This window comes from Dactylosporangium sp. CA-233914 (genome assembly GCF_050942935.1).
Taxonomy (GTDB): Bacteria; Actinomycetota; Actinomycetes; order Mycobacteriales; family Micromonosporaceae; genus Dactylosporangium.
In genome coordinates, this window is record NZ_CP192030.1 from 12,961,129 (window position 1) to 12,987,432 (window position 26,304).

Below are 26,304 nucleotides of genomic sequence, written 5' to 3' on the forward strand. Positions count from 1 at the left end.
CCATTCTCGCCTCAGGCCCGCCTCGGGGTGATCGCCGCCAGAACTTCGGGCGCCCGGCGCTGCAACAGGTTGCCGGCCAGGCGCGTGCCGAGCCAGGCCACCGCGAAGCCCCACGCCACGCCGAGCGGGAGCAGGATCCAGCTCAGCGCGTCCGGCAGCAGCGCGTAGGCCGCCGCCAGCGGCGCGGTCAGCAGCCAGGTCGCGAGCATGCTCACGAAGGACAGCAGGCCCTTGGCGCCGCCGCGGCCGCTGTTCATCGCGAACGGGTTCGTGGAGTCGGGCATCGGGTAGGGGGCCAGGACCGACGTCAGGCCGGCCGCGCCAACCGAGATGCCGTACGAGCACAGGCCCACCCCCAGCGCGGCCGGCAGGTGTGCGACGTGCCCGCTGAGCACGGACGCGACCGTCGCGCCGACGACGAGCAGCGGGAAGGTCAGGATGCCCGCGGCCAGGGCGCGCGCCGCCAGCTCGACCTGGCCGGGGACGGCGGTCAGCATGTGCAGGGCGTAGGCCGTGCCGTCGTTGCCGAACTGGTTGACCAGGGCCAGGCCCACGAAGGCGCCGGCGAACATCAGCGAGAAGACCAGCGCGCCCTCGCCCAGCGACGCGTTACGGTGCTCGCCGCCGTTGAGGCCGAAGGTGAACGCGAACGGGATGACGACCGAGGCGGCCAGCAGGGAGATCAGGCTGGCCCGGCGGCGGGGGTCGCGCAGCCAGTATCGCAGCTCGCGCGCCAGCAGCGCGGTGAAGCGGCCCGGCGGCAGGAAGCGCACGATGCGCGGGATGAACGCGCGGACCGGCGCGGCGGCGGGCCCGTTGCGGCGGGCGGCGCCCGGCCCGGCGGCGGTGCCGACCATCGCCGACTCGATCGTGTTCAGCCACCACCACAGCAGGAGCACGATGCCGGCGACCCCGATCAGCAGCCGGGGCAGGACCAGCGGCCAGTCGCCCTCGATCGCGTCGACGTAGGCCACGTAGGGCGCCCCCAGCGGCGTCCACGACAGCACCTCGCCGATCACGGTCGCCTGGCGGGACTCGCCGCGCTGGACGAGCGCGATCACGAGCTGGAACACCGGGTTGCACGAGATGCCCAGCAGCGCGATCAGCAGCGCGGCCAGGTCGCGGACCCGCCGCGAGCGCAGCATCCGCGCGAACGCGCTCGTCACCGCGCGGCTCGCGGCCACGCACAGGCCGAGGCCGACCAGCGCGCCGAGCACCGCGACCAGTGCGGCCCCGATCCCGCCGTCGAGGCCGGCGCCGACCACCGAGCCGAGCGTGGCGAGCAGGGTGACGACCGGCGGGATGCCGACGAAGGCGGCGGCGAGCATGCCGGTGACCAGGGTGGGGCGCGGGACCGGCAGCAGGGCGAAGCGGGCCGGGTCGAGGGTCTCGTCGACGCCGAAGAACAGCAGCGGCACGAAGATCCAGGCGAGCACGACGGCGGCGCCGGAGAAGGCGGCGACCGTCGGGCGCAGGTGATCGTCGGCGAGACTGGCGGCGGCGAAGACGGCGAAGCCGCCGAACGCGGCCCACAGGCCGAACAGCGCGCCGAGGATGAACAGGATCAGCCGCGAGTGGCGGCCGAGGCGCTTGCGGGCCGAGTCGTCGCGGTGGGCGCGCCCGGGGCGCAGCGAGTTGCGCAGGATGCGAAGCTTGAGGCGGACGAAATACGAGACCTTGGGGCGCCCCGTGGCGATCGGCGCCGGCCCCTGCTCGAACGGAGGCCGTTGCTGGGGGATCACAGCCACGACAGCTCCGCGCCGGTGGCGACCCGGCCGCCGACCACGTCGACGAAGACGTCCTCGAGCTCGCGGCCGCCGCGGACCTCGTCCGTGGTGCCGACGACCTTGATCTGCCCGTCGGCCAGGATCGCGATGTGCGTGCAGAGCTTCTCCACGACGGCCATCACGTGGCTGGAGAAGATGACCGTCCCGCCGTTGCGCACGTAACGGATCAGGATGTCGCGGATCAGGGCGCCGGAGACCGGGTCGACGGCCTCGAAGGGCTCGTCGAGCACGAGCAGCCGCGGCGCGTGCAGCATCGCGCAGGCCAGGCCGATCTTCTTCTTCATGCCGGCGGAGTAGTCGACCACGAGGGTGCGGCCGGCGTCGGCGAGGCCGAGCACGTCGAGCAGCTCCGCGGCGCGGGCGTCGACGACGTCCTGGGGCAGACCGCGCAGCAGGCCGGTGTAGGCCAGCAGCTCGCTGCCCGAGAGCCGGTCGAACATCCGCGCGGAGTCCGGCAGCGCGCCCAGGCGCCGCTTGGCCTCGACGGGATCGGACCAGACGTCGTGGCCGAGCACGTAAGCGTGGCCCGCGTCGGGGCGCAGCAGGCCCACCGCCATGGACAGCGATGTGGTCTTGCCGGCGCCGTTGGGCCCCAGAAGACCGAAGAACGATCCGGTCGGTACGTCGAGATCGACGCCCGCCACCGCCACCTTGTCGTCGAAACGCTTCGTGAGCCCCCGCAGCGCGAGAGCCGAACCCGGCTCGCCTGTCACATTCTGAACGTAGGTCACGCGGTCCACCTTGGCCACTACAAACGCAGCGCATCGGGCGCGTGCAGGCGAAGCATGATCGTTCCGACGCCGGCCGGCAACCGGTGCCTTGTCAGCAGAGAGACCAGAATCATGACCAGAAAGGCCAGAGGTACGGACCATGCGGCCGGCTGGGTCGTCAGCACCCCGGCCCAGCCCGTGAGCGGCCCGCCCAGCACGGTCAGCAGGACGGCGAACACGGCCGCCCCGCCGCCGGCGACGATCCCGGCGGCCGCGCCGACCGCGGTCAGGCCGCGCCACCAGATGCCGAGCACCAGCAGCGGGCAGAAGCTCGAGGCCGCGACGGCGAAGGCGAGCCCGACGACCTGCGAGACGTCGAGGCTTGCCACGAAGAGGGCGAGCAGGAGGGGTACGACGCCGGCCACCAGCGCGGAGCGGCGGAAGTCGCGGACCGACCCGTGGCCGAGCACGTCCGTGGACAGCACCCCGGCGACGCTGGTGAGCAGGCCCGAGGAGGCGGACAGGAACGCGGCGAACGCGCCGGCGGCCACGAGCGCGCTCAGTAGCCGGCCGGTTACGTTGCCGCCGAGCGCCGCGGAGGGCAGCAGAAGCACGACCGCGTCGGTGTTGCCGGTCATGAGCAGCTGCGGGGTATAGATTCGGCCGAGCGCGCCGTAGAGGGTCGGGGTCAGGTAGAACACGCCGACCAGGCCGAGCACGACGAGCGTGGTGCGCCGCGCGGCCGCCCCGTCGGGGTTGGTGTAGAAGCGCACGAGGACGTGCGGCAGGCCCATGGTGCCCAGGAACGTGGCGAGAATGAGCGAGTAGGTGGCGAAGAGGTCCTGGGCGTTCCCGCCGGGTAGGAGCCAGTCGGTGGGGGAGTCCGCGGTGACGGCGGCCACCTGCGGTACCGCTGCGGCCTGAGAAAAGACCAGAAGAGTGCCCTCCGTGGCCGCATGCTCGCCCACGGTGAGCAGTAGCGGACCGTCGATCAGCACGCCGTCGACGAGCCCGTGGCCGGTGACGGCGGTCGGCTCGGCGATCGTCATCCGGGTGTCATGCTCGATCTCGACGCTCGTCACGGCGGGGAAGCGGGGCCCGTCGGGCGGGCTCAGGGCGGGCCGGCCGTCGTGCTGCCACTGCATGAGCAGGAACACGAAGGGCACCGCGAGGGCCGTGAGCTTCAGCCAGTACTGGAACGCCTGCACGAACGTGATGGACCGCATGCCGCCGAGGGCGACGTTGAGGGTCACCACCACCCCGACCAGCAGCGCACCGAGCGCGTAGGGCGCCCCGGTCACGGTCTGCAGGGTGAGCCCGGCACCCTGGAACTGCGGCACGAGGTACAGCCAGCCGATGAACATCACGAACGCGGTCGCGAGCTTGCGCAGCCGCTTGGAGGCCAGCCGCACCTCGCAGAAGTCCGGCAGCGTGAACGCGCCCGAGCGGCGCAGCGGGGCGGCGACGAACAGCAGCAGCGCGAGGTAGCCGGCGGTGAACCCGACCGGGTACCACAGCAGGTCGACGCCGTGCTTGAGCACCAGGCCGGCGACGCCGAGGAAGCTCGCCGCCGACAGGTACTCCCCGCCGATCGCGGCCGCGTTCCAGGTCGGGCTGACCATCCGCGAGGCGACCAGGAAGTCCGAGGTCGTACGGGCGAAGCGCAGCCCGTAGAGGCCGATGGCGACCGTGACCAGGGTGACCAGGACGACGGCGATGACACTCATGGCGCCGGGTGCTGGCCGCGGTCCTCGACCAGGGCCAGGAACTCCTGCTCGTTCCGCTCGGCCAGGTGCACGTAGACGGCGCCGACCAGGTAGAGGAAGGGGAACGCCAGCACGCCGAGCAGCAGCCAGGGCAGCGAGACGCCGAAGAGGCGGGCGTGCGCGACGGCCGGCACGGCGGCGAAGAGCAGCGGCAGCCCGCCGAGCCCGAGCGCGACCACGGCGGAGAGCCGCACGGCCACGGACAGTTGCGCCCGGACCAGGCCGCGGGCCAGCGCCGCGCCGACCGGGCTCTGCTCCTCCAGCTCCGCCCTGGCGCGGGCCGGGTGGATCGGGGCACGGGAGACGTCACCGAGCACCACACGGACACGCGGAGTTGGCGGCTCCATGGACCGCAGTCTCGCAACGCGGGTGAAACGAACGCAAGGGGCCGACATCCCCCGTCCGAATGTCGGCCCCCCGTTCAGTAGCGCCGGTAACAGGGATAGTCCCCGGTCAGCACCGGCTCCGGGACGATCTGACGCGCGCGGGCCCGCGCGAGGTTCCATCCGCGCCAGTCGTCCCGGTCGGCGTACAGTTCACCCGCGATCCCGGCGAGCGCGCACTCCCGGGCGCCGGCCGGGAGCCGGTCGAGTTCGGGGGCGGCGTCGGCGGAGAGCGTGCCGAGGTACCAGATGTCGGCGTTGCTCCGCTCGACGTTGTGCGCGGCGATGAGCCGGTCCGGATTCAGCACCGCGAGCCCGAGCAGCGTCGCCACCCACAGGCCCGCCGCGGCCCGCCCCAGCCAGGTCACCCGACGCTCCAGCCCGCCCGCGACGACCAGGACGAAGATCCCGCCGAGCCAGAGCTCGACGGCACTGACGAAAACGCGGAGCCTCGTGAAGCCGTACGCTTCCTCGTACACGCTCATCCGCCACAGCGCCGACCCGACGACCACGAGCGAGCAGACCGCGAGCGCCCCGATCACGGCCCGCAGCAGAACCCGGTCGGCCTTCGCGTCCCGGGGTGCCTTTCGCATGGTGACGGCCATGACGCCGAGCGTGAGCATCGTGATGACGAGGAGTTGCCAGAAGCCTTTGCGGGCATATTCTGCGAAGGTTAGGCCGACGGTGCGCATGACATACTCGCGGTCGCCGAAGAGCACGGTCAGCTGGACGGCCACGAACAGCACGAACAAGGCCAGCACCGCACCGACCGGCACCAGCCACTCGACCCGCCGGACCGGGCGCCCGCCGCGGGGTTCCCCCTCACCGACGCGTGACGGGTTCGCGACGAGAAACGCGGCGCCCAACGAGAGGCCGCCGGCAAGAAGCCCGACAAACACCCAGCGGACCACGGTACCGGCATCCACGGACGGCACGGCCTCGTCCACAACGCTGCCGAACGCGGCGTCGGCGCTGGCAAAGAGGGCCCCGAAGATCAGCACCAGCACAAGGGCGATCCCAATCGAGACCAGCAGCCGCAGCCCACCCCCCGCCCCGTCCGCACTCCCCGCACCCCTCACGCCATCCGCGCTCCCTACGCTCTTTGCCCCACCCACGCCCGCTGCCCCGCCGCCGCTCCTTGCCCCGTCCGAGTTCCCTGCACTTCCCCCACCGTCGGCACTTCCTGCGGCCTGTGCACCCCCTGGGGTTCCCGCGCCACCGCCACCGCCCGCACTCCCCGCTCCGCCGACTTCCCCTGCGCTTCCCCCACCGGCGGCACCATCCGCGCTCCCCGCACCGCCAGCTTTGACCGCACCGCCGCCACCACCCAGACTTCCGGCGCCGCCGACACCCCGCGCATTCCCCGCGCCACTGGCACCCCCTTCACTTCCCGCACCGCCGGCACCATCCACGTTCCCCGCCCTGCCGACGCTATCCGCCCTCCCCACACGGCTGGCACTTCCCGCACCGCCCGCGCTCCGCGCACGGCCCGCACTCCCCGCACCGCCGACACTGCCAGCACCATCCACGCTCCCCGCACCACTGGCACTCGCCGCACCGCCGACACTCTCGCCACCGCCACCGTCCGCACTCCCCGCACCGCCGGCACTCGCCGCACCGCCGACACTGCCAGCACCATCCGCGCTCCCCGGACCGACCGCGCTCCCCGCCGTGCTCGCCGCGCCGCCTGCATTCCCTGCGGTCCTCGAGCTCCCCGCACCACCCGCCCCAATCACACCCTTCCCGCTGTCCGACTTTCCGGATTTTTCACTATTTATCGTCGCTACCGCCCACGGCACGGCGCGGAAGGCGGCGAAGATCAGCGTGAATGGCGCCAGGAGCACGGCCGGGATGCGGCGACTGAGGCTGGCGGCGATGGCCACGCAGCCGAACGCGGTCAACGCGCACAACCCGAACAGCCAGCCCGCCGCGCGGAAGAAGCCGACCGACAGCAGCGCCACGGCGGCGGCGCACCACAGCAACGACTCCGGCCGGCGCCTGAGGAGTACCGCCAGCGGCAGGAGCAGGCCAAGACCCGCGATCGACCATCCGATGCCGGGACGGTCGGTGGGGAGGCTGACGGCGGCGACCACGGCCGCGGTCAGGGCGCCATACAGGGCGGTACGGCCGGCGACCGGCTGCATCTGCGGCCAGGCGCGCTGCCAGAGGGTCGGCGGCGGGCCCGTGCGGACCGGGGTGATAACCATCGGATGGACTCCTGCTTCAGGGCGCGCGGATCCGCGCGGCCGGCTCATGGCCGGTCACGGGGAGAAGGTCTGTGAAGGTCAGACGGGCAGCGTGACCCGGATGCGGCACCCCGGGAGACTGTCGGGCTGCTCGACGACGGCGATGGTGCCGTCGTGCAGCTGGATCAGCCACTGGGCGATGGCCAGGCCCAGGCCGGTGCCGCCGCCCGAAGCGCGGGCGCCGCGCGTGAACCGCTCGAAGACGCGCTCGCGCTCCTCGTGCGGGATGCCGGGGCCCTCGTCGGCGACCTCGATCATCACGCGGCCGTGCTCGCGACGGCCAAGGATGGTGACCGTCCCGCCATCGGGGCTGTGCCGGGTGGCGTTGTCGACGAGGTTGGTAAGGACGTGGTGCAGGCGCGCCCGGTCGGCTCTGACCAGGGCGTTCTCCGGGAAGGAGCAGGAGAGGTACTCGACCTTGTAACCGGCCGCCTGCGCCTTGACCTCGGCCTCGGCGACGACCTCGTGCAGCAGGTCCTCGAGGTGGAACAGCTCACGATCCAGGGGTACGACACCCGCGTCAAGCCGGGAGATGTCCAGCAGTTCGGTCACGAGCCGGCCGAGGCGCTCGGTCTGGGCCAGCGCCGTCCGCAGCGTCGCGGGGTCCGGCTCAGCCACGCCGTCGACGATGTTCTCCAGGACGGCCTGCACCGCGGAGATCGGTGTGCGCAGTTCGTGCGAGACGTTCGCGATCAGCTCGCGGCGCTGCTGGTCGGCCGCGGCGAGCTCGCCGACCATCTGGTTGAACGCGACCGCGAGCTGCCCGACCTCATCCTTGGAGGTGGCGCGCACGCGGGTGGAGTAGTCGCCGCGGGCCATGGCCCGGGCGGCGGCGGTCATCTCGCGCAGCGGCCGGGTCACGCCGTGAGCCAGGACCTGGGAGGTGACGAGGCCGACGGTCAGCGCGATGTACGTCGTGTTCGGCGGAATCCACCCGATGCCGATCCAAAACACGCCGAGCCCCGCGCACGCGGACGCCAGCAGCAGGATGGCCAGCTTGAGCTTGATCGACCGCAGCGGGTCCAACGGGCGTGGCAGCAGGTCGATGATCTTCTTCATGCTTCGCGTCATGCGGTCTCCAGGGCGTAGCCGACGCCGTGGACGGTGCGGATGAGGTCGGCCCCCAGCTTGCGGCGCAGCGCCTTGATGTGGCTGTCGACCGTACGGGTGCCCGACGCGTCCGCCCACCCCCAGACCTCGGCGAGGAGCCGCTCGCGGGGCAGTACGGTCCGCGGGCGGCTGGCCAGGTTGACGAGCAGATCGAATTCGGTCGGCGTGAGGTGCGCCTCCACGCCGGCCCGGGTGACGCGGCGCTGCGCCCGGTTGATCTCGAGATCCCCGAGGACGATCGGGGTCTGATCGGGATCCGGTTGTACCTGCGCGAGCCGCTCGATCCGCCGCAGCAGCACGTGTACGCGCGCGGCCAGCTCCCGCATCGAGAACGGCTTGGTAAGATAGTCATCGGCGCCGATGGCCAGCCCGACGAGCATGTCGGTCTCGTCGTCGCGGGCCGTGAGCATCAGCACTGCCACGGGCCGGTCGGCCTGTATCCGCCGGCAGACCTCAAGCCCGTCAAAGCCCGGCAGCATGACGTCAAGCACGACGAGGTCAGGCCGGATGAGCCGCGCGGCGGCCACCGCCCCCGGCCCATCGTGCGCAGTGTCCACCGAGAACCCCTCGGCCCGCAGCCGCACCGCGATCGACTCCGCGATCATCCGCTCGTCATCGACAACGAGCACACGGCGTCGCTCCCCAGCAGCGTTCATACCTAGCAGCGTATTCGCGGCTCGTGCAGGCACTCAGTCGGCAATGTGCAGGATTTGTGGAGAACCTTGCCCACCCTTCACGCCGACCCGCGCCCACACCCGCTACCCGGCTTTTCATCGAGGCCAACGCGGCCTGAATCGGAGTCATGCCCGTTCAGCCGAACGACTGCCAGTAGGTCAAGATCGCAATGTTTCCCCTGGTCAGCGGTTTTTGTCGTACCCGTGTTCTAGGTTGTCTTCATGAGTGAGGTGCTGACCGGGATCGCCGAGTCGGAGTGGCGTAGCCGGTTGGACGCGATGCTGGCCGAGAGCCGTCGTCGGGTGGCCCGTCGCCGTGCGGTGCGTGCCGAGTTCGCTGAGGCTCGCCGCCGCGGCTTGGAGGCCCGCCACGCCGAGCGCCTGGCCCGTCTGGACGCCGAGGCCCGCACCGCCGAGATCACCGCCCACTGGGCCGAACAGGATGCCCGAGCCGCCCGCCGGCGCGCTCTGGCCAGTCAGCCCAGTCCCCGCCGCCCGTCAACTCAACCCACCCCAAGCTGTTCGCCAACCCAGCCCGAATCCCACCGTCCGGTGGCTGAGCCCAACTCCCGCGATCTGGTGAGTGAGCCCGACTCCCGCAGTCCGGTGATCCAACCCGGCGCCCACGGTCCAGTGAGTAAGGCCGACTCCCGCCGTCTCGTGACTCAGCCCAGCTCCCGCCGTCTCGTGACTCAGCCCAGCTCCCGCAGTCCGGTGACCCAACCCGGCACCCACAGTCCGGTGAGTAAGGCCGACTCCCGCCGTCTCGTGACTCAGCCCGGCACCCACAGTCCAGTGACTCAGCCCGGCACCCACAGTCCGGTGAGTAAGGCCGACTCCCGCCGTCTCGTGACTCAGCCCGGCACCCGCGGTCCGGTGAGTGAGCCCGACTCCCGTGGTTCGGCCACCCAGCCCAACCCCCGCTGCGATCCGTCCGCGCCCACCCCGCCCGGGCCGCCGCGTCCTCGCGACCTTGCCGCCCCACCGGCGCCGCCCCCGCCACCGACATCTCATACGCAGTCGCCGAGGCCACCATCGCCGCCGACGTCCCGTGCACCATCGCCAGAGCCTTCGCCAAGTCCTTCACCCTCGCCGCGCTCTCAGCCCGCACCGACGCCACCGGACCCCCGACCGATCGACTCACCACGCTCCCGACCAGTTCAGCCGCCGCACCCCCGACCGATCGAGTCACCGCGCTCCCAATCGATTCAGTCACCGCGTCCCCGGCCCGGCCAGTCGGCGTGCCGTCGATCCATAGCGTCACCACTACCGCCGCACCAGCCTCACCGTCACGGCAGCGATACTGCGTCACCGCCGCCGCACCAGCCTCACGATCACGGCAGCGACATCGCATCACCAACGCAGCAACCGAGCCGGTCCAGCAACACCGCACCACCACCCACCGCACCAACCCCAGCACTCACCACCCCTCCGCCCACCGCACCACCGACACATCCCGCACCACCACCCAACCCCGCCACAGGCAGACCACCACGCGCCTCTCCCGGACCGCACCCGCCTTCTCACCCGCGCCCCCAATCTCACCGACTGCCGCCTTGGACCACCAGACGACCTCACAGCAGTCACCGGACACGCGGCCCGACAGCATCACCACGGCCGGCGACGCCGGGTCGGTCGCTGCCTGCGTTCATCGCCTCGGAGCGTAGGGGCCGAGCCGGAGCACGGTCCCCGCCGAGATGACAGTGTTGTCGTCACCGGGCGAAGTCGCGGCTCTGTTGCCCTGGCCGCCGAGCTGGACACCTGGCATTGCCGACCCACGGGAGCTCAGACCATGCCGAGCGGCTTGAACTGCCGCGACGCGGGCGTGCCGTAGGTTGGCTAGCGCATGCGCGAAGAATCCCGCGCCCGCTTCAAATGCCAACACGTCCGACTTGTCGGGCCTGGGTCGGCTTAGGTCCACGACTTGGCCGCGCGGACCAGGCGGTCCTTGAGTTCCCGTGTGTGCCGGCGTGAGACTGGTAGCTCGTGGTCGTCGATCAGCACTACGTAGCCCGAGTTTGTCATGCGTAGTTCGGTTATGAGTTTGAGCTGCACGAGGTACGAGCGATGAATTCGGACGAATCCCGCGTCCGCCCAGCGCTCGGCCAAGGTTGCCAGTGAGACTCGGACCAGGTGGGAGGCGTCGGCTGTGTGCAGGCGTGCGTAGTCGCCCTGGGCCTCTACCCAGCGGACCGATGAGCGCGGCAGCATCCGGGTCGTGCCCGCGAGCTCGACCGGGATCGTCGGGTCGTCCTGGCGGTCGCGGCCGGCAGCAACGGACGGGTGGGCGGGGACCAGGCGGGTGGCCAGGACGCGGCGGAGGGACTCGGCGATGCGGTCGGCGCGCACGGGTTTGCGCACGTAGTCGGCGACGCCCAGGTCGAAGGCCTCGGCGGCGCGGTCGTCGTACGCGGTGACGAATACGATCGCCGGGGGCTTGGCGAAGCGGCCGAGGACGCGGGCCAGTTCCATGCCGTCGAGGCCGGGCATGCGGATGTCGAGGAACACCGCGTCGACGTCGGCGTCGCGCAGGACGCGCAGGGCCTCGGTGGCGTCGCCGGCGCAGTGCAGGCGGCCCACGCGCGGGTCGGCGCGCAGCAGGTACGCGAGCTCGTCCAGGGCGGGGACCTCGTCGTCGACGGCGAGCACGCGGAGATAGCCGTGGTCGGTCACGTTCCGCTCCTCACTCCCGGATGGAACTTTGGCACGCGCATGCTCACCTTGGTCCCGGCGTCCGGCGCGGTATCGACCACGATGCCGAAGCCGTCGCCGAAGACCGAACGTAGCCGATCGTCGACGTTGCGCAAGCCTACGTGCTGGCCCGCGTCCGTGGCGTCGTCGGCGTTGAGCAGGGCGGCCGGGTCCATGCCGACGCCGTCGTCCTCGACGGTGATGTGGCACTCGGCGCCGGCGTCGCGGGCCACGATGCTCACCGTGCCCATGCCGGGCTTGCGGGACAGCCCGTGCCGGACGGCGTTCTCGACCAGCGGCTGCAGGCACAGGAACGGCAGGGTCACCGGCAGCACCTCGGGGGCGATCTGGAGTCGTACCTGCAGCCGCTCGCCGAAGCGCGCCCGCTCGATGGTGAGATACCGATCGATGGAACGCAGCTCTTCGGCCAGGGTGGTGAACTCCCCGTGGGCCCGGAAGCTGTACCGCGTGAACTCCGCGAACTCCAGGATCAGCTCGCGGGCCAGCTCCGGGTCGGTGCGCACGAAGCTCGCGATGGCGGTCAGCGCGTTGTAGATGAAGTGCGGGCTGATCTGCGCGCGCAGGGCCCGGACCTCGGCGCGGGCCAGCCGGGCGCGAGACGTGTCGAGCTCGGCGAGGGCGAGCTGGGTGCCGACCCAGCGCGCGGTCTCGGCGGTCGCCTGCACCAGCCCGGGCGCGGGCGGACCGTCGGAGAGGGCGACAAGGGCACCCTCACGCTGCGCCAGCGGCACCACCACCGCGCCCCGGATCGGGCAGTCGACGAGGTCGCAGGGCAGGTCGCGGCTGCCCAGGACGGTCGGGCGGCCCGCCGTGACCGCCTTGGCCGCCGCGGCGGCGGCCTGGTCGCGGTGGTGCTCGCCGATCCCGTCGAAGGCGAGGACCCGCCGGGCGTCGGTGACCACGATCCCGGCGGCGCCGGTGAGCGTGCGCAGGTGCCGGATGGCCTTGCCGGCCGCGGCCTCGGTGAGCCCGCTGCGCAGCGGCTCAGCGGCGAGCTCGGCGATGTGCAGCACGTCGTACGTCGCCCGCTGCGCCGCGGTCGCGATGGCCCGCCGGCCGCGGTGCCGGATGACCGCGTACACGGCCCCGCCCAGCGCGGCGACGAGCAGGACGATGATCAGCCCGCCCGCGAGGTTGGCTCCCACGCGGCCATAGTGGGCTAGTAGGCGCCCTTGCGGAAGACCACGACCCAGATGGTGCGCCACATGGTGTTCAGGTCGAGGACCAGCGACCAGTTGTCGACGTAGTAGAGGTCCAGGCGCACGGCGTCGTCCCAGCTCAGCTCGCTGCGGCCGGAGACCTGCCACAGGCCGGTGATGCCGGGACGGACCAGCAGGCGGCGGCGGACGTCGCCGAGGAAGTCGCCGTCCTCGGCCGGCAGCGGCCGCGGGCCGACGACGGACATCTCGCCGAGCAGGACGTTGATGAGCTGGGGCAGCTCGTCGATCGAGGTCGCCCGCAGCCACTTGCCGACCCGGAAGATGCGCGGGTCGTTCTTCATCTTGAAGAGCAGCCCGTCGCTCTCGTTCTGGTCGTGCAGCGTCGCGAGGCGCTCCTCGGCGTCGACGTACATGGTCCGCAGCTTCCAGACCTTGAACGTCTTGCCCTCGCGCCCGACGCGCGGCTGGCGGAAGAAGATCGGGCCCGGGTCGGAGAGCTTGATGGCCAGGGCCACCAGCGGGAAGAACGGCAGCACGATGAGCAGGCCGACCAGGGCGAGGAACCGGTCGAGGATGTTCTTGAACAGCCAGCCGACGCCGGAGAGCTTGGGCTCCTCGACATAGAGCAGCGGGATGCCCTCGATCGGGCGGATGTGCACGCGCGGGCCGGCGATGTCGGTCAGCTGCGGCGCCACGGCCAGATCGATGCCGGTGCCCTCGAGCTGCCAGGCGAGCCGGCGCAGCTCGACGGGCTCGGCGCTGGCCGAGCCGCAGACCGCGATCGTGTCGGCGTTGAGCTCGCGGACCAGGGAGAGGATGTCACGGCCGGCGTGCACGGGCACCGGGGTCACGGTGCTCGGCTGCGGCGCGTATCCCTCGGTCAGGTGGATGCCGACCGGCACCAGGCCCGAGGCGGGGTCACGGGCGATCGCCGCGTGCACCTCCAGGGCTTCCTGCAGGGTGCCGATGAGCAGCATGCGGTGGGTCGCCAGGTGGAACTTCGTCCGCGCGAGGTGCAGGACGCGGCGGGCGGCGTATCGCAAGAGCAGCACGAACACGAGCCCGCCGACCAGCGCGAAGCCGACCGAGAACCGGGACACGTCGATCTTGAACGCGAACGCCGCGAAGGCGATGATCGCCACGACGGTCCACGAGGCGCGCACCACGCGCTTGAACTCGTCGGTGCCGGTGCCGAGATAGCGGCGGTCGTACGCCCCGTGACCCCACAGGACCAGCAGCCACACGGCGGGCAGCAACACGTACGAGATCAGGGTGAACAGCCCCGGCTCGTTCTTGAAGCCGACGTCGGCGTTCTGCAGGTTGGCCCGGGCGATCAACGAGGACAGCGCGATCGCGCCGATGTCGAGCAGGACCAGGATGGCGGCGTAGGGCCGATGCCAGCGCGCGGCCCGCTTGGTGCGCTGCCAGCCCGAGCGCGGCACGCCGTTGGGGCCCAGGGGGGTCACCGCGTGGTCGGGCAGAATCTCGAAACTGTCGAGTTCACCCAAGGTCGATCTCCGGCTCGGCTGGGTGGCCGGACGTTGGAGACTAGCGGTCACCTCAGCGCGTCCTCTCGCACCACGATGCGAACACCGCGGCACTGACTCGCACCGCGATGCGTGGATCGCGGCACTGCTCCGCTCGGCCGGTTGCGTTTGAAAGCCCGTGAGTGCTGCTGGTTCACGGGCACCGGAAAAGTACGTGCAAAGTGTCCCACGGCGGCTTCGGCTGCCGATGACGACCGGCCGACACTAGTTGCTGAACGTATTCGCTGTCGAGTGCACTGGCGTAGGGCGGACAGAACTCCGCGTAACAATCACACCTAGTAGCCCAGCACCCACCAAAGCACACAGAAGTGGCACCGCACTGCCGAGCGGCGGCGACCAGCTGCCGCCGAAGGGGTTGAGCCCGGCCGCGATCCCGCGCTGGAAGCGGGTCATCACCCTGGCCAGGGCATAGAGCTGCATCGGTACTGCGAGCGCCGCCGCCGCGACCGGCACCCACGCGCGCCAGGGCCGCCGCGCCAGCCACGTTGCGTAACGACCGTTCGCATCCCGCAACGCCAGCGGAGCAAGCAACACCACACCGACGCCGAGCGGCATGACATACCGGCCATGGGCGAAATCGCCGACCTTCGGCGCGAAGTACAGCTCCAGCGCCACCAGCAGCGCCGCGCTGCCGGCGAGGGCGGTCACGATGCCGAGGCGCAGGCGGCGGTCGCCGAACCGCAGCGCGGGCAGGACGAGGAGTGCGCACAGCAGGTACCACATTCCGATGACGGCGATCGATAGCGTGGTCTCGCCGTAGTTGAACTGGCCGACAATTTGTCGCGCCCAGAACTCGGCCCGGCCATGCGCGATCCCGCTCAGGATCGCGCCGGACGACGTGGGCGGCACCGGTCGGCCCGGGTCGAGGTCGCTGCCCCGGGACGCGACCAGCGCCCAGAACACCGCGAACGCCGCCCCGAGCGCGGCCGGGACCAGGAACGCGCGGTGCAGCAGCGCCCGGGGGTGCGTCCTGGTCACGAAGAGCGATATCACCACCACCGCGAGCACGAAGAACGGCCCGAGGTCCCGTGCGGTGAACAGCAGCACGGCGCCGGCTCCGGCCAGCGCCCAGCGGCGGTGCAGGAGCGCGACGAAGAGCAGCACGGCCGCGCTGATCTCCAGCCCGTTGGGGTTGATCGAGCCGGCCAGGTCCGCCGCCATCGGCGTGGTGACCAGGACTACCGCGAGCCGCTCCAGCCGCCCGGGCGCGATCGCCACGGCCGCGGCCAGCAGCAGGGCCGACAGCGCGGCCGAGAGCAGCCGGGCCCAGATCAGGCCGGTGCCGTCGGGGCTGATCCGCAGGGGCAGGCCGACCAGGGCGTAGTAGACCGGGCTGTACCGCGCGGCCGCACTCGGCATGAGCGTGTCCGCGTGGTCGCTCGTCGTCACCAGACAGGACGCCGGGTGGTAGTCCGGCTTGTCGATAAAGGTGCAGTCGGCGTTGTCGGGCAGCAGGCTGCGCGGGCCGGTGAACGCGTTCGTCTCGATGCCGCTCGCGTCGACCGCGCGGTCGTGCGGCAGCCACTGGCCGGTCCAGACCGCGTACGCGCGCACGAGGTGCTGTTTCTCGTCGTAGGTCCCGTTCGGCGGCAGGGCCAGGGCCCACGCGGCACCCAACAGGAAGAACGCGGCGAAAGCGATGAGAAAGGTGCGGCGCACGCGGCTCAGCGTACGAGCTTGGACAGGCGCCGGTCCGCCAAGGGTTTGCCGCCGGTCTGGCAGGTCGGGCAGTACTGCAGCGAGGTGTCCGCGAACGACACCTCCCGCACCGTGTCGCCGCAGACCGGGCAGGGCAGCCCGGTGCGCGCGTGCACGGCGAGCCCGGAGCGCTTCTCGGACTTGAGCGTGGCCGCCTTCTGCCCGACCGAGCGCGCGACGGCGTCGGTGAGCACCGTGTGCATGGCCGCGTGCAGGCGCCCCATCGCCTCGTCGGTGATCTTGTTGGTCAGCGCGAACGGGGACAGCTTGGCGGCGTGCAGGATCTCGTCGGAGTACGCGTTGCCGACCCCGGCGAGGATCGTCTGGTCGGTGAGGACGCCCTTGATCTGGCCGCGCCGGGAGCGCATCGCGGCGGCGAAGCCCTCCTCGCCGACCTCGAGCGCGTCCGGGCCCAGGCGGGAGACGCCGGGGACGAGGCGGGGGTCCGTCACGAAGTACACCGCGAGGCTCTTCTTCGTCCCGGCCTCGGTCAGGTCGAAGCCGGACTCGTCGTCGAGGCGGACCCGCAGCGCGATCGGCCCGGAGCCGGGCTTGAGCGGCGTCTTGGCGTTGAACGAGTCGCGGTAGTGCAGCCAGCCGGCGCGGGCCAGGTGGACGACCAGGTGGAGATCGTCCCCGACGTGGACGTCGAGGAACTTGCCGTGCCGGGACGCGCCGGTGATCGGCCGGCCGGCCGCGGCGGTGATCGGCGGGTCGAACGTCTTCAGCGCGCTGATCGCGGAGACCTCGATGCGGTCGACGGTGTGGCCGGCGGCGCGCTCCCGCAGGAACGCGGCGAGCGCCTCGACCTCGGGAAGCTCGGGCACCCGTACAGTCTGCCTCAAGCGGGGGCCGTAGGCTTTTCGTCATCATGAAAGCCAGTCAATGAAGATCGTCGTCGCGCACAACCGGTATGCCTCCGGGCAGCCCTCCGGCGAGAATGTGATCGTCGACGCCGAGATCGCGCAGCTCGGCGCGGCCGGGGTCACCGTGCTGCCGTTCCTGCGCAGCTCCGACGAGATCGGCACGTTCTCCAAGGCCCAGAAGGTGCTCCTGCCGCTGTCGCCGATGCTGGGCGGCGACTCACAGCGCGCCCTGGCCGCGCTGCTGAAGAGCGAAAAGCCGGATGTCGTACACCTGCACAACCCGTATCCACTGCTGTCACCCACGGTGGTGAAGACGGCCCACGCGCACGGCGTCCCCGTCGTGCACACGGTCCACAACTACCGCCAAGTGTGCGCGCCGGGCCTGTACTTCCGCGACGGCCACATCTGCACCGAGTGCCGCGGCCGGACGTTCCCCCTACCGGCGGTCACCCACACGTGCTACCGCGGCTCGAAGGCCCAGTCGGCGGTGATGGCGGCGACGCTGACGTACCACCGCAGCACCTGGAAGCGGGTCGAGCACTTCATCGCGCTGACCGACCGCATCGCCGCGCACCTGGCCGACTTCGGCATCCCCGAGTCCCGCATCACCGTCAAGCCGAACGGGATCCCCGACGCCGGCGCGGCCACGGCCCCCGGCAGCGGCTTCCTGTATGCCGCCCGCCTGACCCCGGAGAAGGGCCTGGAGCTGGTCCTCGACGCCTGGCTGCGGCACGGCGACGGCGCGCTGGGCACGCTGCGTATCGTCGGCGACGGCCCACTGCGCCCGCGGGCGGAGCAGGCCGCGGCGGCGCGCTCCGACATCACGTACGTGGGCCCGGTCGACAACGCCGAGGTACGCGCCGAGATCGCCCGCGCCGCGTGCGTGATCGCCGCGTCGACCTGGCACGACGTGCTGCCGACGATCGTGCTGGAGGCGCTGTCGGGCGGCCGCCCGGTGCTGGTCACGGACCGCGGCGGCCTGCCGTATCTGACCGGCGACGCCGGCTGGGTGGTGGAGCCCACGCCGGAGGCGCTGGCCGAGGGTCTGGTCAAGGCGAGCGCGGGCGCGGCGGAGCTCGCCCCGGTGGCGCGGGCGCGCTACGAGTCGGAGTTCGCCCCGGACGTCCTGACCGAACGCCTGATCGACGTGTACCGCACCGTTACCACGCGTAACTGACTCCGCCGGGTCGTTCAGGCGTTCTGGGTGGCGTCGATGCGGGCCGGGGCCGTCGTGCCGGCCGGCGGGCCGACCCAGCGCAGTGCGTACGAGTACAGGACGACCATGCAGATCAGGCCAGCTGTCGAGCCCGTCAGCAGGCCCCACGCCGCGCCGTGCAGGCCGCCGTAGTCCGCGCCCAGGGTCAGGCCGCTGAGGGAGACGACCGCGAACACCACGTATTGCAGGAAGAGCATCCGCGCCCGGTGCATCCCGCGCATGGCCGCCGTGAACGGCACCTGCAGCAGATAGACCGCTCCCTGCAGGGCGATCGGCAGCGCCAGCGGGGCGGCCTCGGCGAACTTTCCGGTGTGCACCAGCACGAACGACACCACGGGCCAGACGATCAGGACCATCAGGGCGCCGAGAACGGCGAAGGCCAGGGCCAGGGTGCGGGTCTGGCGGCGCAGCGCGTCGGCGGCCTCGGCGCCCTCCGGGCCCGGCTTGGCCGCGTCGGCGGCGTTGCGCGACGCCCGCGGCACCAGCAGGCTCTGGATCGCCTGGATCAGGTTCTGCACCGGCTGCAGCTGCACCGTCTGCACGAAGCGCAGGTTGCCCAGATCGATCTTGGACAGGCGCCCGGCGACGACGAAACTGATCGCCAGGACCTGGATCTGGGCGACGATCGCGGTGATCGTGAACCAGCTCGACAGGTGGCGGGTCTCGGCCAGCCAGGCGCCCGGGCTGCCCTGCCACGGCAGGCGGCGCTCGCGCAGCAGATACGTCGTGATCCCCGCGGTCGCCCCGAGCCCCCACACGGCCAGCAGCCCGCCGGCGCTGGAGCTGTGCGTGACGACCATGAGCACGACCATGACGGCCTGGGTGCCGGCCCACACCAGGTCGATCCCGAGCGCCTTGTCCGGGCGGCGGTCGGCCAGATAATCGCAGCGGGCCGTGTCGTGCAGCATGATCGGGACCATGAACGGCGCCAGCCAGATGAGCTGCTGCAGGTCGATCTCGCCGCGGCTGGGCCAGAACGCCCAGAGCAGGACGAAGACGACCGTCGTCACCAGGCCCGAGCACAGGGCGGTGGCCAGGCCGTTGCGGGCCAGGCGGATGCGGGGCTCGCCGTCGTAGCGGGAGGCCAGGGCGAGCAGGACGTCGCCGACGATCGCCCGGTTGAGGTACATCGCGAAGTAACCGACGGCCAGGGCGAGCGCCAGCGCCCCGAAGTGTTCCTTGGACAGCAGGATGCCGCCCAGGAGCGTGTTCGCGGAGTTGGCCGCGGCGATGACGACCTGGTCGAGCAGGCCCGCTCCGACGAAGCGGGATGCGCCGCGCAGACCCTGCAGGCGGCGCAGCATCGGCCGTGGCGTCACAAGCCGAGAGGGTCGCGAGCGAGGTTCACGACACGCACCTTACGGGACCCCAGAGTGATGAGACCATCCGGTCATTGAGGCAATTCCCAGGTGATCGCGGGCCGGACCAGGCCGGCTCGACGACCGGGGCTACCAGCTCACATCGAGGGGCTTTCCCTCGGCGTAACCGGCCGCGCTCTGGATGCCGACCGTGGCCCGCGCGGCGAACTCGACCAGGTCCCGGGCGCCCGCGTAGGTGCACGCGCTGCGCACGCCGGCGACGATCTCGTCGAGGATGTCCTCGACGCCCGGGCGGCGCGGGTCGAGATACATCCGCGAGGTGGAGATGCCCTCCTCGAACAGCGCCTTGCGGGCGCGCTCGTAGGCGCTGTCGTCGGCGGTGCGGCGGCTCACGGCGCGGGCCGAGGCCATGCCGAAGTTCTCCTTGTAGAGCCGGCCGTCGGGGTCGCGGCGCGGGTCGCCGGGCGACTCGTGGGTGCCGGCGAGCCAGGAGCCGATCATCACGTTGGAGGCGCCGGCGGCCAGGGCCAGAGCGACGTCGCGGGGGTGGCGGACCCCGCCGTCGGCCCACACGTGAGCGCCGTGGCGGCGCGCCTCCTCGGCGCACTCGAGGACGGCGGAGAACTGCGGGCGGCCGACCCCGGTCATCATGCGGGTCGTGCACATGGCGCCGGGGCCGACGCCGACCTTGACGATGTCGGCGCCCGCGGCCAGCAGGTCGGCGGTGCCCTCGCGGGTGACCACGTTGCCGGCGACCACCGGGACCGAGGGGTTCAGGGCCCGGACCGCGCGCAGCGTGCCGATCATGCGCTCCTGGTGGCCGTGGGCCGTGTCGACGACGAGCACGTCGACGCCGGCGGCGAGGAGCTTGTCGGCGCGGCCGGCCGCGTCGCCGGTGATGCCGATGGCGGCGCCGATGCACAGGCGGCCGTCGGCGTCGACGGCGGGTGAGTACAGCGTGGCGCGCAGCGCGGCGTTGCGGGTGAGGATACCCACGAGCATGCCGGCGGAGTCGATGACGGGCGCCAGGCGGTGGTGGCCGGCGGCGAGGCGGTCGAACGCCTCCTCGGGCGTGACGTCGTCGGGCAGGGTGAGCAGGTTGCTCGACATGACGCTGCGCAGCTGGCTGAAGCGGTCGACGTCGACGCAGTCGGCCTCGGTGACCACGCCGATCGGCCGGCCGTCCTCGACGACGATCACGGCGCCGTGGGCGCGCTTGGGCAGCAGGTCCAGGGCGAGGGCGACGGTCTCGGTCGGGCCGAGGGTGATCGGGGTGTCGTGCACGAGGTGGCGTCGCTTGACCCAGGACACCGCCTCGGCGACGACGTCGATCGGGATGTCCTGCGGGATGATCGCCAGACCGCCCCGGCGGGCGACGGTCTCGGCCATGCGCCGGCCGGCGACGGCGGTCATGTTCGACACGACGATCGGGATCGTCGTGCCGCTGCCGTCGCGCGTGGTGAGGTCGACCTGCATCCGCGACTCCACGGCCGACCGGCTCGGCACCATGAAGACGTCGTCGTAGGTCAGGTCGTGCCCGGGCGTCTGGTCGTTGAGAAACCGCACGTTGGGCAACTGTATCTCTCCCGCACCGGTGGGTGAGCCGGTCTTGAGACTTCGCGGGCCGGGCGGGACGATTAGCCGTAACCGCGCCCTCGCGAGGAGTGATCACATGCAGGTACACGAGGCGATGTCCACGGCCGTCGTCCAACTCGGCCCGGACCACACCCTGCGCCAGGCGGCCGGGCTGATGTCCGGGCGCAAGGTCGGCTCGGCGATCGTGATCGATCCCGACGGCGCCGGGCTCGGCATCATCACGGAGCGCGACATCCTCAACGCGATCGGCGGCGGCCTCGACCCCGACACCGAGCGGGCCGCCGACCACATCACCTGGGAGGTCGTCTACGCGAGCCCGTCGTGGACGATCGAGCAGGCCGCGGCCGCGATGGTCCGCGGCGACTTCCGTCACCTGGTCGTGCTCGACGGCGACGATGTGTTGGGCGTCATCTCGGTGCGCGACATCGTGCGTGTCTGGGTCCAGACGTCGATCCCGGCGTGAATCTTGGCGTGATCGGGGTGTCCGGCCGCAAGAACCCCGGTTACCGGCGGAAAAACACCCCAGGTGGAGGGCGGGAACTCGGCTGAACGGCCAGCGCGTGCGTGCGTAGGCTGCCAGCATGCAGCTGATTTCTTTCGCCCGTGGCGCGCCCAGTCTCGACATCATCGACGTCGAGGGGCTCAAGGCCGCCGCGGTCCGCGCCTTCGAGGTGGACCCGGCCGGCATCACGGCCTACGGCACGTCCGTGGGCTATCTTCCGCTGCGCACGTGGATCGCCGAGAAGCACGGCGTGGAGGCCGAGCAGGTCATTGTGACCAACGGCTCGATGCAGGCCGACGCCCTGCTCTTCGAGCACCTGGTCAAGCCCGGCGACGCCGTGGTCGTGGAGAAGCCGACGTACGACCGGACGCTGCTCAACCTGCGCAACCTGGGGGCCGAGGTCCACCCGGTGACGCTGGAGGCGGACGGGCTGGACGTCGAGGAGCTGCGCGCGCTGCTGGAGAGCGGGGTCCGTCCGGTCCTCGCGCACATCATCCCGAACTTCCAGAACCCGGCCGGCGTCACGCTGTCGGCGGCGAAGCGCACCGCCCTGCTCGCGCTCGCCCGGCAGTACGGCTTCACGATCTTCGAGGACGACCCGTACGCGGACATCCGCTTCCGGGGCGAGAAGCTGCCCACGATGCTCTCGCAGGACACGACCGGCGTCGTGGTCCACGCGAGCTCGTTCACCAAGACCATCGCGCCGGGCCTGCGGGTCGGCTACCTGGTCGGGCCGAAGGAGACGATCGGCGGGATCGCCAAGCGCGCCACGACGATCTACATCTCGCCGAGCATGGTGGCCGAGGCCGTCACACACCAGTTCTGCGTGAGCGGCGACATCAACCGCTCGATCGAGAAGGTCGCGGCGACCCTGGGCGAGCGGGCCCGCCTGCTGGCCGACGGGCTGCGCAAGCACATTCCGGACGCCACGTTCGTCGAGCCCGACGGCGGCTACTTCCTGTGGGTGGAGCTGCCCGAGGACGTCGACACCACGGAGCTTGAGAAGGTGGCGGCCCGGGACTTCGGCGTGGCCGTGGTCAAGGGCAGCGACTTCCTGCTCGAGGGCGGCAAGCACTCGGTGCGGCTGGCGTACTCGGCCGTGCTGACCGATCAGGTCGACGAGGGCGTGCAGCGCCTGGCCGCCGCGATCGAGGCCGTTCGTAAGGCCACCTGAAAGCAATAAATGCGCTGAAATACCTGTTCCAAGGAACCTGACACCAAACCGTGATGGTGGGGGTGGTTCCCCAGGCGGTATCGGATGGATCACAATCCAGCCCGGCGCGCTTTGCAAAGTCGCGCTGCAGGCATCACCCCCCGCCCCCCAACGGCACCGGGTGGGCCGACCGCGCCCCCACCCCCCACCTGCGGTCGGTCCGCCCGGTGCCATTTTTTCTGGCCTCGTGCGGGCCGGCCTCCGCCTCACCCCCGGGAGGTCGAGATGGCCGACGAACAGCACCCCCACTCCCGTCCGTTGCAGCGCGCGCTGTCCCGGCCGGTGCGGGCGATGTCGCGGATACTCAACAACTCAGCCCCGCCCGCCGCGAGCCCGGCGGCGCCGCCCGAACACAGCGCGATCGTCGACTGCGCGCTGTACGTCGACGGCATCCGCCAGCCGGGCGAGCGCAACTACAAGGAGGCGCTGCAGGCCGCGCGGCGCCACCGGGGCTTCGTGTGGATCGGGCTCAAGGAACCGGCGGCGGCGGAGATGGCGGCGATCGCCGAAACCTTCCAGCTGCACGAGCTGGCCGTCGAGGACGCGGTGCAGTCGCGGCAGCGGCCGAAGGTCGAGCGGTACGGCGAGATGACCTTCCTGACCATGCGCACCGCCCGCTACGTCGAGCACGACGAGCTGACCGACACCAGCGAGGTCGTCGAGACCGGCGACGTGCTGATGTTCATCGGCGAGCACTTCGTCATCACCGTCCGGCACGGCGACGCGAGCCGGCTCGCCCCGGTCCGCTCGGGCCTGGAGCGCCGGCAGGAGGTGCTGGCCCGCGGCCCGTGGGCAGTCGCCTACGCGGTGGCCGACAGCGTGGTCGACACGCTGGTCGACGTCGCGCAGGGGATCGAGGAGGACGTCGCCGCGGTCGAGGACCAGGTGTTCAGCCCGCAGCGGAGCAACCGGGGCCGGCGCAGCGCCGACCGCATCCAGCGCATCTACCAGCTCAAGCGGGAGCTGATGGAGTTCAAGCGGGCCGTCCTGCCCTTGCAGCGGCCGATGAACGGGCTGGTCACCGGCCATCTGGCGGACGTGCCGGACGAGATCAGCCGATACTTCCGCGACGTCGCCGACAACCTGGCGCGCGCGGTGGAGCAGGTGCTGTACCTCGACGACGTCATCAACTCGGTGCTCGCGGCGCGGCTGGCGCAGGTGAGCGTCGACCAGAACAACGACATGCGCAAGATCGCCGCCTGGGCCGCGATCGCCGCCCTCGTCACGTCGATCGCGGGCATCTACGGCATGAACTTCGAGCACATGCCCGAGACGAAATGGGTCTTCGGTTATCCGGGCGTGATGACCCTGATGGTCGGCGGCTCGGCGGCGCTGTTCTGGGGATTCCGGCGCAGCGGCTGGCTGTGATCACGTAGGTGGGCCGTCCCCCGTGGCCGGGGACGGCCCGTCTACGTGATCGAGCGCACTAAGAGCGGGTGTTCGGCGACATCGGGTTCCGGTCGTACTCGCCGCTGCCGGTGGGGCCGGTGTTGGTGCTCTTGTGGCCGATCAGGTCGGAGGCGCGATCCTTGGCCGCCTCCCCCATCGTCCGGGCCTTGTCGACGCCGGCGTCCATCGTGGACTTTGCGGTGTCGAGCATCGATCCGGTGTCGCCGGTCGTACGGGTCGAGCCGTACTCGTCCCAGCTCTGCTCGTTGCGCCGGCGCCGCATGTACGCGCTCGCGGCCCCGACCGCGACCCCCGCCGCCAGCAGCCCGCCGATCGTCATCGGCCAACGCCGCGACGACTTCCGCTCCTGCCGCATCAGCTTGTTGCGGCTCTTGCTCCCTATCTTGCCGGCCTTGCGGCCCGCCTGCTTCGAGCGCTCGCGGGCGATGACCACGACCGACTCCATACCGCCCATGGCCCGGTTCATCCCGCTGTCCAGCCGCGGCTTCACCGCCTTGCGGGCGGCTTCGACGCGTGGCGCCAAGGCGCCCGAAGCGCCATCGGCGGCATGCGCCGCGGCCATCCGCAGGTGATCCAGGCTCTCCCCGAGCTCGTCCCGCATGAGCCGGGTGTATGACTGCACCTGACGACGTCGAAACACTTGCTCCACCTCCCGAGGCGATATCCCGTCCTCTCCCCGGTACCCCGATCCGACCAGGGGGAACCTCACGGCCAGGACCGCTCCGTCATCGTGCAACGAACCGGCGGCCCGTACACCCGGAACCGGCAGAATCCGCGTCCGATACCGTGATGACGGAATGTCACCAAGGAAAGGGAGAACTGGTGGCCGAGCAACTGTTCGCGACGCTGAACACCAACGCCGGTCCCATCCGGCTTGAGCTTTTCCCCAACCACGCGCCGAAGACCGTGCGCAACTTCGTGGAGCTCGCCGAGGGCACCAAGGAATACACGGACCCGCGCACCGGCGAGACGGGCAAGGGCCCGTACTACGACGGTGTCATCTTCCACCGGGTCATCAGCGGGTTCATGATCCAGGGCGGCGACCCGACGGGCACCGGCACCGGCGGCCCGGGCTACAACTTCGACGACGAGATCCACCCGGAGCTCGCCTTCCGCGAGCCCTACCTGCTGGCCATGGCCAACGCCGGGATCCGCTTCGGCAAGGGCACCAACGGGTCGCAGTTCTTCATCACGGTGGGCCCGACCCCGCACCTCAACGGCAAGCACACGATCTTCGGCAAGGTCGCCGACGCCGAGTCCCGCCAGGTCGTCGACCAGATCGCCACCACCCGGACGGGTCAGATGGACCGCCCGGTCAACGACGTCGTCATTCAGAGCGTGACGATCGAGCGCACGGCGTAGCGACGACGGGTTACGCCGCCGGGTGAGTGCCTCATAAGCTCTGGCTAACCTTATGGGCATGACTCAGCCGCCGGCGAACGTGGTCCCCGTCTGCTACCGGCACCCCAACCGCGAGACGTATGTCCGGTGCACCCGGTGCGACCGGCCGATCTGCCCCGACTGCATGAACGAGGCCTCGGTCGGTTTCCAGTGCCCGGACTGCGTCCGCGACGGCGCCCGCACGCAGCGGCCGGCCCGGACCGCGTTCGGCGGCTCGCAGGCCGGCGCGGCCGGCACGGTCACGATCACGCTGATCGTGATCAACGTGCTGGTCTTCATCATCGGGATCATCAGCTCCGGCCGGAACGCGGCCGACGGCCTCGGCGGCGGCGGGCTCGGCGGGCTGCTCAGTGGCTCGACGCCGCTGCACGACTGGGGCGCGGAGGTGCCCTACTTCACCGCCCGCGGCTCCGGCATCCGCCTGCCCGGCAACAGCGTTGCCGACGGCCACTGGTATCAGCTGTTCACCTCCATCTTTCTGCACTACGGCCTCCTGCACCTGGCGATGAACATGTGGGCGCTGTGGGTGCTCGGCCGGCCGCTGGAGGCGGCGCTGGGCCGGCTGCGGTTCCTGGCGCTGTACCTGCTCTGCGGCCTCGGCGGCAGCGTGCTCGTGTTCCTGCTCTCCGCGCCGAACGTGGCCAGCGCCGGCGCGTCGGGCGCGATCTTCGGCATGTTCTCCGCGCTCATCGTGATCCTGCGCAAGCTGCGGCTCAGCGTCGCCAGCGTCCTGCCGGTGCTGATCTTCAACCTGGTCGTCACGTTCAGCTTCAGCGGGTACATCTCCTGGCAGGCCCACGTCGGCGGCCTGATCACCGGCGCGATCGTGGCCGCCGGCTTCGCCTACGCCCCGGCCAAGCAGCGCACCGCCGCGCAGGTCGCGACCGTGGCCGGCACCCTGGTCCTGCTCGCGGTCGTCTTCGCGGTGGGCCTGTCGCAGGTCCCCGCCGTCGGCACCGCTTAGGCGGGGATTCTGTCGCGACCGGGC

The 26,304-nt window shown here is 71.3% G+C and carries 21 protein-coding genes; 6 read left to right on the top strand and 15 right to left on the bottom strand.

Annotation, left to right across the window (positions count from 1 at the left end; translation table 11 throughout):
- Window positions 1-11: 11 nt before the first annotated feature.
- From ACQPY0_RS58160 to ACQPY0_RS58215, 12 genes are all read right to left on the bottom strand, one after another.
- Entirely contained in the window at window positions 12-1,748 is a 1,737-nt protein-coding gene (locus tag ACQPY0_RS58160) for an ABC transporter permease (protein ID WP_432982292.1), read from the bottom strand.
- On the bottom strand, window positions 1,739-2,500 hold the full coding sequence (locus ACQPY0_RS58165) for an ABC transporter ATP-binding protein (protein WP_432995868.1): 762 nt from the start codon (window positions 2,498-2,500) through the stop codon (window positions 1,739-1,741). Before ACQPY0_RS58165 ends, ACQPY0_RS58160 begins: the two co-directional genes overlap by 10 nt.
- 35 nt (window positions 2,501-2,535) lie before the next feature.
- Window positions 2,536-4,224, bottom strand: a complete 1,689-nt coding sequence (locus tag ACQPY0_RS58170) for a cation acetate symporter (RefSeq protein ID WP_432982295.1) — start codon at window positions 4,222-4,224, stop codon at window positions 2,536-2,538.
- Window positions 4,221-4,610: a hypothetical protein gene (locus ACQPY0_RS58175; RefSeq protein WP_432982298.1), complete on the bottom strand. Its 390-nt coding sequence runs from the start codon at window positions 4,608-4,610 to the stop codon at window positions 4,221-4,223. Before ACQPY0_RS58175 ends, ACQPY0_RS58170 begins: the two co-directional genes overlap by 4 nt.
- A gap of 74 nt (window positions 4,611-4,684) precedes the next feature.
- Window positions 4,685-5,725, bottom strand: coding sequence for a DUF4153 domain-containing protein (locus ACQPY0_RS58180; RefSeq protein WP_432982301.1), 1,041 nt, complete (start codon window positions 5,723-5,725; stop codon window positions 4,685-4,687).
- Between the two features lie 1,206 nt (window positions 5,726-6,931).
- On the bottom strand, window positions 6,932-7,963 hold the full coding sequence (locus ACQPY0_RS58185; RefSeq protein WP_432982304.1) for a HAMP domain-containing sensor histidine kinase: 1,032 nt from the start codon (window positions 7,961-7,963) through the stop codon (window positions 6,932-6,934).
- A complete protein-coding gene (locus ACQPY0_RS58190; protein ID WP_432982307.1) occupies window positions 7,960-8,658 on the bottom strand; it encodes a response regulator in 699 nt (232 codons plus the stop codon). The genes ACQPY0_RS58185 and ACQPY0_RS58190 overlap by 4 nt, the downstream gene beginning before the upstream one ends.
- 1,929 nt (window positions 8,659-10,587) lie before the next feature.
- Window positions 10,588-11,349 (bottom strand): LytR/AlgR family response regulator transcription factor, encoded by a 762-nt coding sequence (locus ACQPY0_RS58195; RefSeq protein ID WP_432982310.1) that lies wholly within the window; start codon window positions 11,347-11,349, stop codon window positions 10,588-10,590.
- Window positions 11,346-12,533, bottom strand: coding sequence for a sensor histidine kinase (locus ACQPY0_RS58200; RefSeq protein WP_432982313.1), 1,188 nt, complete (start codon window positions 12,531-12,533; stop codon window positions 11,346-11,348). Before ACQPY0_RS58200 ends, ACQPY0_RS58195 begins: the two co-directional genes overlap by 4 nt.
- Before the next feature lie 14 nt (window positions 12,534-12,547).
- Window positions 12,548-14,056 (bottom strand): sugar transferase, encoded by a 1,509-nt coding sequence (locus ACQPY0_RS58205; RefSeq protein ID WP_432982316.1) that lies wholly within the window; start codon window positions 14,054-14,056, stop codon window positions 12,548-12,550.
- Between the two features lie 243 nt (window positions 14,057-14,299).
- The gene (locus ACQPY0_RS58210) at window positions 14,300-15,754 is read right to left on the bottom strand and encodes a DUF2142 domain-containing protein (RefSeq protein ID WP_432982319.1); all 1,455 of its coding nucleotides are present in this window, start codon (window positions 15,752-15,754) and stop codon (window positions 14,300-14,302) included.
- 5 nt (window positions 15,755-15,759) lie between these two features.
- A complete protein-coding gene (locus ACQPY0_RS58215; protein WP_432982322.1) occupies window positions 15,760-16,620 on the bottom strand; it encodes an Fpg/Nei family DNA glycosylase in 861 nt (286 codons plus the stop codon).
- Window positions 16,621-16,678: 58 nt separating this feature from the next.
- On the opposite strand from ACQPY0_RS58215, the gene ACQPY0_RS58220 reads away from it, so the two are divergent.
- The gene (locus ACQPY0_RS58220; protein WP_432982325.1) at window positions 16,679-17,836 is read left to right on the top strand and encodes a glycosyltransferase family 4 protein; all 1,158 of its coding nucleotides are present in this window, start codon (window positions 16,679-16,681) and stop codon (window positions 17,834-17,836) included.
- Between the two features lie 14 nt (window positions 17,837-17,850).
- Here the strand turns inward: ACQPY0_RS58220 and ACQPY0_RS58225 are convergent, their stop codons facing one another.
- Both ACQPY0_RS58225 and ACQPY0_RS58230 read right to left on the bottom strand, forming a co-directional pair.
- Window positions 17,851-19,194, bottom strand: a complete 1,344-nt coding sequence (locus tag ACQPY0_RS58225) for a hypothetical protein (RefSeq protein ID WP_432982328.1) — start codon at window positions 19,192-19,194, stop codon at window positions 17,851-17,853.
- A gap of 129 nt (window positions 19,195-19,323) precedes the next feature.
- A complete protein-coding gene (locus tag ACQPY0_RS58230) occupies window positions 19,324-20,703 on the bottom strand; it encodes a GuaB1 family IMP dehydrogenase-related protein (protein ID WP_432995870.1) in 1,380 nt (459 codons plus the stop codon).
- A 163-nt stretch (window positions 20,704-20,866) separates the two neighbouring features.
- On the opposite strand from ACQPY0_RS58230, the gene ACQPY0_RS58235 reads away from it, so the two are divergent.
- The 3 genes from ACQPY0_RS58235 to ACQPY0_RS58245 all read left to right on the top strand — a co-directional run bounded on the left by ACQPY0_RS58235 (window position 20,867) and on the right by ACQPY0_RS58245 (window position 23,873).
- On the top strand, window positions 20,867-21,253 hold the full coding sequence (locus ACQPY0_RS58235; protein ID WP_432982331.1) for a CBS domain-containing protein: 387 nt from the start codon (window positions 20,867-20,869) through the stop codon (window positions 21,251-21,253).
- Between the two features lie 118 nt (window positions 21,254-21,371).
- On the top strand, window positions 21,372-22,466 hold the full coding sequence (locus tag ACQPY0_RS58240; protein WP_432982334.1) for a PLP-dependent aminotransferase family protein: 1,095 nt from the start codon (window positions 21,372-21,374) through the stop codon (window positions 22,464-22,466).
- A 264-nt stretch (window positions 22,467-22,730) separates the two neighbouring features.
- Window positions 22,731-23,873 (top strand): magnesium and cobalt transport protein CorA, encoded by a 1,143-nt coding sequence (locus tag ACQPY0_RS58245; RefSeq protein ID WP_432982337.1) that lies wholly within the window; start codon window positions 22,731-22,733, stop codon window positions 23,871-23,873.
- 58 nt (window positions 23,874-23,931) lie between these two features.
- On the opposite strand, the gene ACQPY0_RS58250 is transcribed toward ACQPY0_RS58245, so the two are convergent.
- The gene (locus ACQPY0_RS58250; protein ID WP_432982340.1) at window positions 23,932-24,516 is read right to left on the bottom strand and encodes a hypothetical protein; all 585 of its coding nucleotides are present in this window, start codon (window positions 24,514-24,516) and stop codon (window positions 23,932-23,934) included.
- 221 nt (window positions 24,517-24,737) lie between these two features.
- Between ACQPY0_RS58250 and ACQPY0_RS58255 the strand changes: the two genes are divergently transcribed.
- On the top strand, window positions 24,738-25,277 hold the full coding sequence (locus ACQPY0_RS58255; RefSeq protein WP_432982343.1) for a peptidylprolyl isomerase: 540 nt from the start codon (window positions 24,738-24,740) through the stop codon (window positions 25,275-25,277).
- Between the two features lie 58 nt (window positions 25,278-25,335).
- Window positions 25,336-26,280, top strand: a complete 945-nt coding sequence (locus ACQPY0_RS58260; protein ID WP_432982346.1) for a rhomboid family intramembrane serine protease — start codon at window positions 25,336-25,338, stop codon at window positions 26,278-26,280.
- The last annotated feature ends 24 nt before the right edge of the window (window positions 26,281-26,304 follow it).

Excerpts from the sequence above, each read along its gene's own strand:
- ACQPY0_RS58170 (WP_432982295.1), bottom strand. The coding sequence starts at position 4,224 with ATGAGTGTCATCGCCGTCGTCCTGGTCACCCTGGTCACGGTCGCCATC.
- ACQPY0_RS58175 (WP_432982298.1), bottom strand. The coding sequence starts at position 4,610 with ATGGAGCCGCCAACTCCGCGTGTCCGTGTGGTGCTCGGTGACGTCTCC.
- ACQPY0_RS58185 (WP_432982304.1), bottom strand. The coding sequence starts at position 7,963 with ATGACGCGAAGCATGAAGAAGATCATCGACCTGCTGCCACGCCCGTTG.
- ACQPY0_RS58190 (WP_432982307.1), bottom strand. The coding sequence starts at position 8,658 with ATGAACGCTGCTGGGGAGCGACGCCGTGTGCTCGTTGTCGATGACGAG.
- ACQPY0_RS58220 (WP_432982325.1), top strand. The coding sequence starts at position 16,679 with ATGAAGATCGTCGTCGCGCACAACCGGTATGCCTCCGGGCAGCCCTCC.
- ACQPY0_RS58230 (WP_432995870.1), bottom strand. The coding sequence starts at position 20,703 with ATGGTGCCGAGCCGGTCGGCCGTGGAGTCGCGGATGCAGGTCGACCTC.
- ACQPY0_RS58235 (WP_432982331.1), top strand. The coding sequence starts at position 20,867 with ATGCAGGTACACGAGGCGATGTCCACGGCCGTCGTCCAACTCGGCCCG.
- ACQPY0_RS58240 (WP_432982334.1), top strand. The coding sequence starts at position 21,372 with ATGCAGCTGATTTCTTTCGCCCGTGGCGCGCCCAGTCTCGACATCATC.
- ACQPY0_RS58245 (WP_432982337.1), top strand. The coding sequence starts at position 22,731 with ATGGCCGACGAACAGCACCCCCACTCCCGTCCGTTGCAGCGCGCGCTG.
- ACQPY0_RS58250 (WP_432982340.1), bottom strand. The coding sequence starts at position 24,516 with ATGCGGGACGAGCTCGGGGAGAGCCTGGATCACCTGCGGATGGCCGCG.
- ACQPY0_RS58260 (WP_432982346.1), top strand. The coding sequence starts at position 25,336 with ATGACTCAGCCGCCGGCGAACGTGGTCCCCGTCTGCTACCGGCACCCC.